Source organism: Rhodococcus marinonascens NBRC 14363 (assembly GCF_001894885.1).
Taxonomy (GTDB): domain Bacteria; phylum Actinomycetota; class Actinomycetes; order Mycobacteriales; family Mycobacteriaceae; genus Rhodococcus_F; species Rhodococcus_F marinonascens.
The window spans coordinates 1-8,771 of sequence record NZ_BCXB01000065.1 but is presented as its reverse complement, the minus strand read 5'-3'; the positions used below and the strand labels follow the sequence as shown (position 1 = coordinate 8,771).

The following is an 8,771-nucleotide window of genomic DNA, read 5'->3' as shown; positions in this document are numbered from 1 at the left end:
GATGGTCACCGGGCCGCCACCGAAGTTCCCCGGAGCCCGGGGCATCCTCCAGGAAGGCCGGCCTGTGCACGACGACCTGGTGGGCTGCCGGTTCACCGGACCGCCGCCAAGCCCCGTCAACGAACCAAGCCCCGTCAACGAACCGCATGAGGCCGCCACCCTCACGGCCTAGGCGGCGGCCTCATGCGGCTTCACGGTGCGGGTGTCAGCTGAAAAAGCTGCCCCAGCCGCTGCCCGAGCCTGTGCCCGAACCGAAGTCGAGGCACAACGATCCGGTGCACTGGTCGATGCCGATCACCGACACCGTGTCATCGCCATTGTTGGTGACGTAGGCGCGGGTTCCGTCCGGGGTGATCGCCACCCCGAACGGGCCGGACCCGACCGGGACGGTCTCGACCACGGTGTTGGTGGCGGTGTCGATCACCGACACCGTGCCGTCACCAAAGTTGGCGACGTAGGCGCGGGTTCCGTTCGGGGTGACCGCCACCCCGAACGGGGCGGCCCCGACCGGGACGATGTCGATGACGGTGTCGGTGCCGGTGTCGATCACCGACACCGGCACCGTGCCGTCGTTAAAGTTGGTGACGTAGGCGCGGGACCCGTTCGGGGTGATCGCCACCCCTTCCGGGAGGGACCCGACCGGGATGGGCGCGCCCACGACCAAGTTGGTGGCGGTGTCGATCACCGACACCGTGCCGCCGCCAACGTTGGTGACGTAGGCGCGGGTTCCGTCCGGGGTGACCGCCACCCCGAACGGGGCGGCCCCGACCATGATCGGCGGCCCGACCACCAGGTTGGTGGCGGTGTCGATCACCGACACCGTGTTGGCACCGAAGTTGGTGACGTAGGCGAAGGCCCCGTCCGGGGTGATCGCCACCCCGGCCGGGCTGGCCCCGACCGGGATGGGCGCGCCCACGACCAAGTTGGTGCTGGTGTCGGTGATCGCCATAGACCAGTGCACCGGATCGCTGTGCATCGACTTCGGCTCGTTGACCGGCAGCGGCTCGGGGGCGGGCAGCACCGGCAGCTGACACCCGCACCGTGAAAGACGAATGACGCCGCCACCCAGTCCGTGTGGGTGGCGGCGTCATTCGGGTATGCGGCGCTCCAACAATGAGCCCCCCTGAACTGGCAAATGGCCGCCATGATCACCCGAGAGTCACACCCTCCCAGGTGTTAGAGTGCGTCTGAAAACTCCGGTATGAGTCACGCTGTGCGGGCGCGTCGACGTGACATGGTGGCGATCATGGCGATGTAAATCATCGCTTCGTGATGATCGGGGCGGGTTTCGTAATCACGGACACAGCGGCGGTGTTTGCTGATCCAGGCGAACGTTCTCTCGACCACCCACCTGCGGGGCAGGACCTTGAAACCCTTGATGTCATCGGCGCGTTTGACAACCTGAACCGTCAAGGCCAGAACCTTTTTCGACCAGTCGATCAGCCTTCCGGCGTAGCCGCCGTCAGCCCACACCAGGCTGATCGTCGAACAGTGGGCACGCAGCACGGACAGCAACCGGTTGGCCCCGTCCCGGTCCTGAATGCTGGCCATCGTCACCACGACCGCCAGCAGCAACCCGTTGGTATCGACCGCGATGTGACGTTTGCGGCCGTTGATTTTCTTACCCGCGTCGAAACCCCGACTCGACCGGGGCACGGTGTCGGCGCCGCGAACCGATTGGGAGTCGATGATCGCCGCAGAAGGCAGTGGGTGGCGGTCGCCCCGGACCCGGACCTGATCGCGGAGCACGTCGTGAATGTGCTGCCACACCCCCGCCCGCACCCAGCGGACGAAGATCGCATACACCGTAGTTGCGGGCGGGAACTCCGCCGGCAACTGCCGCCAGGCGATCCCGCCCCGGACGAGGTAAAAGATGGCGTCGAGCACGAGACGGCGGCAGTGCTTTTCTGGACGGCCACCGCCGCCTGTGGTGTTGCCGGGTGTTCGGAGCAGGGGTTCGAGAAGCGCCCACTGTGCGTTCGTGACCGACGACGACGGGTACACCATGCACCGGTGTGCCCTCTTCTCGTCCGGGGTGGGGCATGACGGGCACAGCGCGATGGGAGACGATGGCAAGTGAACTCCTGGTTGGTCGTGGTATAAGCACCTACTGACCTACCAGGAGTTCACCCATTCCGCACCAGTCACACACCGACCCCGAGTTTTCAGACGCACTCTCAGATTTGCAGCGGGCTCAGCGGACGGCCGCGGAGGCGGCCGACCTGTTCGGGGTGAAACCGGTCCTGGATCGCAGATTGCGAGAGAAGTCCTACGGGAAGGCGGAGGGGAGACCGCAGGAGTGGTTAGATCAACGATTCGTCCCGCCGCCGGCTGTCGGGGATCGGATGGGGCACGATGAGGGTGTGCCGGGCGCCGAGACCATGGAGGTGTTCGCGCAGCGCGTCTACCAGGCGATGGACGCGATCTTGCAGAGTGATTGCGAACATCAGATCATCGTTACGCATGGAGGCGTAGTCACATTTGCTGTGGCTTCGTGGGCCAAGTTGCCCATTGAGTCACTCGGCTACGACCCGGGGTGGGTCCTAGAGTGCGTGCGCGGTGTCGCGGTCTGCCGGCGGTGCAGTTCGGTGTCCTGCTCGAAGGCGATCTCATTCTGTTCGTCGGGGCGTTGTTCGACGTTAAGGAGTTCTTTGATGGTGCGGGGGTGGCTGGACATGGCTGCGTTCATCGCGGGGGCGATACTGGCGGCCAGGTTGGTGATTTCCTCGCCCAGTTGTGTGAGGTTGACCGGCGCGAGATTGGCGGCGACGTCGTCGCCGGCTACCGGTCCGGCCGCCTGGGCGAGTCCGCGGCCGATCGTGTCGAGGGTGCTTTTGGCCTTGCCGACGGCGGATGGGGTGTTGTCAAGTTGTTTGGGGTGCAGCTGTTTTCGGGTGCTGTAGGGCGCCACGCGGAGCGGTTCAGGCGGCGGGGGTCTGTTCGGTGACCTGATCCCAGACCTGGAATCGGGTGGCCATGTCGGTTCGGTGGTCGGCTGAAGTCATACGGTGTCGGGGTGGGCGGAAGTGCGGCGAGATCCGGCTGAAGGCGGCGAGGAATCGTTGGGCTGAGCCGACCGATCGGAAGCCTTTCATCGCTCGTTCTCGTTGCCGGGTCGGTTGGTGGGAGTTTTCGCATCGGTTGTTCAAGTATTTCGATTTCCGGTGCTCGACCGACGGCATCGTGGTGCGGTGCGCGACCGGGTAGGAGGCGAGTTGGTCGGTGACCAGCACACGCGGCGTGCATTCCTGCCGCTTCAGGATCTTCTGGAAGAACCTGGTCGCGGCTTTGCCGTCTCGCCTCGACTGGATGAGGATGTCGAGAACATTCCCGTGCTGATCGACCGCCCGCCACAAGTAATTCTGTACGCCACCGATCTTGATGAAGACCTCGTCCAGGTGCCATTTGTCCCCGGCTCGTGGTTGGCGTCGGCGCAGCCGGTGGGCGTATTCGGGACCGAACTTCGTGCACCCCGCGCGGATCGTCTCGTAGGTCACCTCGACCCTACGGTCGGCCATGAGCAGTTCGAAATCCACTCCAGGCCAAAGGGCTTCACTGGTATTTGCAAAGACAGCCACAACAACTCGGTATAGACAAATTCCGCCCTTACCGAGTAGACCTAAATGCGGAGTTCTCTGGAGGGGGACTGGACAACGGACATCTGGAGACAACTTCATACGGACCACAAGGAGCTATCTATGTCCACATCTTTGCGAATCTTCACCCCGCGCGGATCGCGTTCCGATCGTCTTCGGTTGCGATCTCGGTCCTCGACTCCGCCGCCGTGCTCGCCGGCGACGAAGGCCCCACCACCAGTTGCACCCTTCCCGACGCTCTCCGACGACTTTCACACCTATGCCGTCCACCGGTCCGGCCCCTGATCACGTGGACACTCGACGGCCCACCGTACGCAACCCGCACACCATTGGACATCGGCCCGGGTAACCAATGGGTCTTCGACCACCCGCTCTTCATGATTCTCAATGTTGCGGTCGGCGGAAACTTCTCCGGAAACCCAGACCCCACAACATCATTCCCACAAACGATGCTGGTGAACTGCGTGTGCGTCACCAGCAACGGCTTGTGAATGATCAAGCGTTGTCGAACCGTTCGTTTCCTGCACGTTTCCGGTGGTCCACGCTCGAGTCAGGTATCGGAGGGACAGTTCGTGATCCCACACCTACGTAAGTGGCGAGTGCCTGCGCTCGAGGACACCCGACTCGAGAAGGTTTGCCGAGCGCCCGACCGCGTGGATCCCCTGCCTCGGGGTTCCCCACGAGGCGTCCGGCGAACTCCCCACGAGGCGTCCGGCGAACTCCCCACGCGGTCCCCGATCCGTAGCGAGTACTCGACCCACTGCTCGAGCGCGCAAGGACTGGGTCGGGGACTCACCCGGCACCTCAACTCGCTTCCGAGGCCAAGAGCACGGGTTCAATCCATCGACCCTGGCAACCACACGTCCGCTCAATGCTCATCCAGATGCCGCAGGCCCGAACGTCACGTCGGCCACTTCTTCGGTCTGCAGTTTTCTCGTCGATTGCAGGCTGCAGAACACTGTCTTCGTTGTTTCCCGGTGCAACCGCGGTGGCTCACACAGACAGGATCGTGACATGACCGCGACGGTAGGCTTCCGTACTCTTCAACTGACGAGTGCCCAACTCGGAATCTGGTTCTCGGAGCTTCTTGATCCGGAATCGACGAATTTCAACATCGGACAGTATCTAGAAATACGGTCACACATCGATCGAAAGGCACTTACCGCTGCATTACATCACGTGGTCACCGAGTCGGAGGCTCTACGATCCGGTTTCCGGGCCGGGTTCAACTCACTCGAGCAGATCGTCTACGACACCCGGGAAGCGGATTTCGAGGCTGTCGACCTGTCCGAGGAGCCGGATCCGTTTCGGTGCGCCGAAGAGTGGATGCTGCACAGGCTGGACGACCACAGTTTCCTCGCTGACGAGTTCGCCACGAACTTCGCCCTCATCACGATAAGTCGCGACTGCACACTGCTATTCATTTCCGGTCATCACGTTGTCTCCGACGGATACGGCGGCGCGCTGTTGGGTTCGCGTATCGCGAAACTCTACAACTCGTTCACCGAGTCCGAGCCGACCCCACCCGAATGGTTCGTCCCTCTCGGGCGGATGGCGGAGTTGGACTCCGAGTACAAGCAATCCGACGAATTCGTCGAGGATCGCGAATTCTGGGACAACCGCATGAAGAGCCTCCCGGCGCCGGTGACCGTATCGGGGCAACTACCCACCATGGCCCAGACCGTAAGGCGCGGGCACACCCAGTTCGCCGGGTCCGTGTCCGCGGCCGTTCACGAGTTGAGCACCAAGCTGGGTTTTTCTCCCGCCTCCACGCTGATCGCTTTCGGTTATCTGTTCGGTCAGCGCATGTCCGGTAGTACCGCACTCCCTTTCGGGCTTCCGGTGACGGGCCGACTACACCCCGACGCTCTCCGCGCACCGACCATGGCCTCCAACGTGATCCCCATCTTCCTCGACAGCGGACATTTCGATCGTTTCCCCGATGTGGTGGCCGCCATCTCCAGTGCGTTGAGGTCGGCACTGCCGCACCAAAGGTTCCGCGTGGAGTGGATGAGGCACGGTGAGAACGCGGGCAATTCGGCTCCGCTCTTCGGCGTGTCTCTGAACGTGATGAGATTCTACTCAGGCCTGAGAATCGGCGGGGTTGATGCGTCCTACCACCCGGTTCGTGTGGGGTCGGTTCGCGATCTCTCCATCATTTTCATTTACGGTGAACGCGATCAGGGCATCGGTGTGGAGATCGAGGCGGACGCGGAACGCTACACCGACTCGGATGTCGCGCACCTTCTCGAGCGCCTCGAAACGTTGGTCCGCGAGGTGGCCGTGGTCGGGGTTGATCGGCTCACCGCCCTCGAGATCCTCGACGACCACGAACGCCACCAACTCCTCGTGGAATGGAACAACACTGCGGCCGATGTACCGGCAGTCACGGTGCCCACCCTGTTCGAACACCAAGCCCACCAGTCCCCGAACCGGGTGGCCCTGATCAGCGGTGACCGGAAGTTCACCTACGCCGAACTGAACACCGCCGCCAACCGGTGGGCCCACCACCTGATCCACACCGGCATCGGCCCCGACCACGTGGTCGCCGTCGCCCTGCCCCGCACCCCGGACCTGATCATCGTGTTACTCGCGGTCCTCAAAACCGGGGCCGCCTACCTCCCGATCGACCCCCACTACCCCAGCGCCCGCACCGGATTCATCCTCGACGACGCCCAACCACAACTACTGCTCACCGACACCACCACCCACACCGCACTACCCGCAAACCCGATCCCGCAGATGCTCACCGACGACCCCGACCTCCCCGCACCCGGTCACACCGGTGTGGACCCGGCCGCTGACCCCACCGACCTCGACCGGGTCACACCCCTGCACCCGGCGCACCTCGCCTACCTCATCTACACCTCCGGATCCACCGGAACCCCCAAAGGTGTTGCCATCACCCACCGCAACCTCACCAACCTGGCAGCCGACGGGTGGCCGGGCGGGCCCGGAACCCGGATGATGCTGCACTCTTCGATCGCGTTCGACGCCTCCGTCTACGAAATCTGGACCGCACTACTGCACGGCACCGAACTGGTGATCGCCGCAGACAGCCCCCCCGACCCGAATACCCTTGCCGACCTGATCACCACCAAGCGGGTCGACACCCTCTTCGTCACCACCACCCTCCTCGACGTCCTCACCGAAGACATCGGTGGGGACACCGGCGGTATCGGCGCACAAATCGGCACCCACCTCACCCGCATCGTCACAGGTGGAGAGGTACTACGCACCGACGTCGCCGCACGCTTCGCCCGGCACTACCCACACGTGGTGCTGAGCAACGCGTACGGGCCGACCGAAACCACGGTGTGCGCCACCACCTACACCCTCCCCGCCCACACCACACCCACCGATACACACGGTGTGCCGATCGGGCAGCCGATCACCAATGTGCAGGTGTACGTCCTCGACCCCGGCCTGCACCCGGTCCCGGTCGGGGTGCTCGGCGAACTGTATGTCGCCGGCGCCCAACTCGCCCGCGGCTACCACCGGCGGCCCGGGTTGACCGCGCAACGGTTCGTTCCCAACCCCTACGACACCGACGGCGGTGGCGGCCGCCTGTACCGCAGCGGGGACCTGGTCCGCTGGACCGCAGACGGGAACCTCGACTACGCCGGACGCGCCGATCAGCAGGTCAAAATCCGGGGTTTCCGGATCGAACCCGGCGAAATCGAAGCCACCCTCACCACCCACCCCTCGGTGACACAAGCCGCGGTCATCGCCCGCCCCACCGGTGCAGTCCCCGACCACGACCCCACCGACCACGAATCCGACACCGCCGGCACCCAACTGATCGGATACGTCGTCCTCGACCCCCAGGCGTCCCTGACCCACGACCAGGACCGCGAATCCGAATTCGTCACCGAGTGGCACCACATCTACGAAAACCTGTACTCCGCTGACCCCGACGACGCTTCGGGTGACCCCGGTGACCCCGGTGACTCCGACTCCGTCGATGACGGCACCGACCTGGTGGGCGCCGCCGGGTTCGGGAACGACTTCCGCGGCTGGACCAGCAGCTACACCGGCAGGCCCATCCCCACCGACCACATGCGGCAATGGCGTGCGGCGACCGTGCACCGCATCCGGGAACTGGCCCCCACCCGCATCCTCGAGATCGGTGTCGGCACCGGACTGCTACTGACCCACCTCGCCCCGCACTGCGACACCTACTGGGCCACCGACTTCTCCGACACCACCATCGACACCCTCCGGACCCGGCTCGCCGCACACGACGCCCCCTGGACCGACCTGGTGCACCTACGCACCCAACCCGCCGATGACACCGACGGCCTCCCCGCCGGACAGTTCGACACCATCGTGCTCAACTCGGTGATCCAGTACTTCCCCAACGCCGCCTACCTGATCGACGTGATCACGAAAGCACTCGGGCTGTTGACCCCCGGCGGGGCACTGTTCCTCGGCGACATCCGCAACCTGAACACCCTTCCGGCCTTCGTCACCGGCATCCACCTGACCCGAGAAACCACCGGCACCGCCGGCACCCTCCTCGACCGGGTCCGACGCGACGTCGCCGCGGAACGAGAACTACTTGTGGCACCGGAATTCTTCCTCGCCCTCACCGCGAACAACCCCGACATCGCCGGGGTCGACATCCAACTCGAACGCGGACACCCCGACACCGAAATGACCCGGCACCGCTACGACGTCATCGTGCACACCACCCCCACCCCGGCACACTCGATGCGCACCCTGCCCACCCGGCCGTGGTCGGACCTTGCCGACCCGACCGCACTACAGTCCCTGCTCGACCATGAGCGACCGGCCACCCTGCGGGTCACCGGAATCCCGCACACCGGTGTCTTCGACGAAATCACCGCCCACCAGGCGGCCACCCACACCACCCCCGACACCCCCCTCACCGACCTGCCCGACCACGACAGCAGTCCGGCCGCACCGACCACCGACGACCTGCACCGCCTCGCCGACGACACCGGCTACACCGTCGCCGTCACCTACTCGGCCACCCCCGGACACCTCGACGCGGTCTTCTATACCCCCACCACACAGCACACCCCCGAACACCGCATCGCACTGACCGACCTGTATCTGCCCGCCGACCCGACCGGACCCCTGTCCTGGTACGTCAACGACCCCGCCACCACCCAACAGATCCCGCACCTACGCGCGTATGTGCGTGACAAG

4 protein-coding genes and 2 pseudogenes are annotated in these 8,771 nt (G+C 64.7%); 2 read left to right on the top strand and 4 right to left on the bottom strand.

Annotation, left to right across the window (positions count from 1 at the left end; translation table 11 throughout):
• Positions 1-205: 205 nt before the first annotated feature.
• Positions 206-1,021: a YncE family protein gene (locus RM2_RS22160; protein ID WP_072691650.1), complete on the bottom strand. Its 816-nt coding sequence runs from the start codon at positions 1,019-1,021 to the stop codon at positions 206-208.
• Positions 1,022-1,206: 185 nt separating this feature from the next.
• Positions 1,207-2,007: an IS5 family transposase gene (locus tag RM2_RS22155; RefSeq protein ID WP_174553882.1), complete on the bottom strand. Its 801-nt coding sequence runs from the start codon at positions 2,005-2,007 to the stop codon at positions 1,207-1,209.
• 170 nt (positions 2,008-2,177) lie between these two features.
• Between RM2_RS22155 and RM2_RS25465 the strand changes: the two are divergent.
• Positions 2,178-2,528 (top strand): annotated as a pseudogene (locus RM2_RS25465) (histidine phosphatase family protein); the annotation flags it as partial.
• Here the strand turns inward: RM2_RS25465 and RM2_RS22145 are convergent.
• Together RM2_RS22145 and RM2_RS22140 are read right to left on the bottom strand one after the other, a co-directional pair.
• Entirely contained in the window at positions 2,525-2,911 is a 387-nt protein-coding gene (locus RM2_RS22145) for an HFCD family protein (protein ID WP_245814097.1), read from the bottom strand. The pseudogene RM2_RS25465 and the gene RM2_RS22145 sit on opposite strands and share 4 nt — an antisense overlap.
• A 10-nt stretch (positions 2,912-2,921) precedes the next feature.
• Positions 2,922-3,533 (bottom strand): annotated as a pseudogene (locus tag RM2_RS22140) (IS6 family transposase); the annotation flags it as partial.
• Between the two features lie 1,077 nt (positions 3,534-4,610).
• Here RM2_RS22140 and RM2_RS22130 point away from each other — a divergent pair.
• Positions 4,611-8,771: non-ribosomal peptide synthetase (locus tag RM2_RS22130; protein WP_139277895.1), on the top strand; the 4,161-nt coding region annotated here is incomplete at its 3' end.

Excerpts from the sequence above, each read along its gene's own strand:
- RM2_RS22155 (WP_174553882.1), bottom strand. The coding sequence starts at position 2,007 with ATGGTGTACCCGTCGTCGTCGGTCACGAACGCACAGTGGGCGCTTCTC.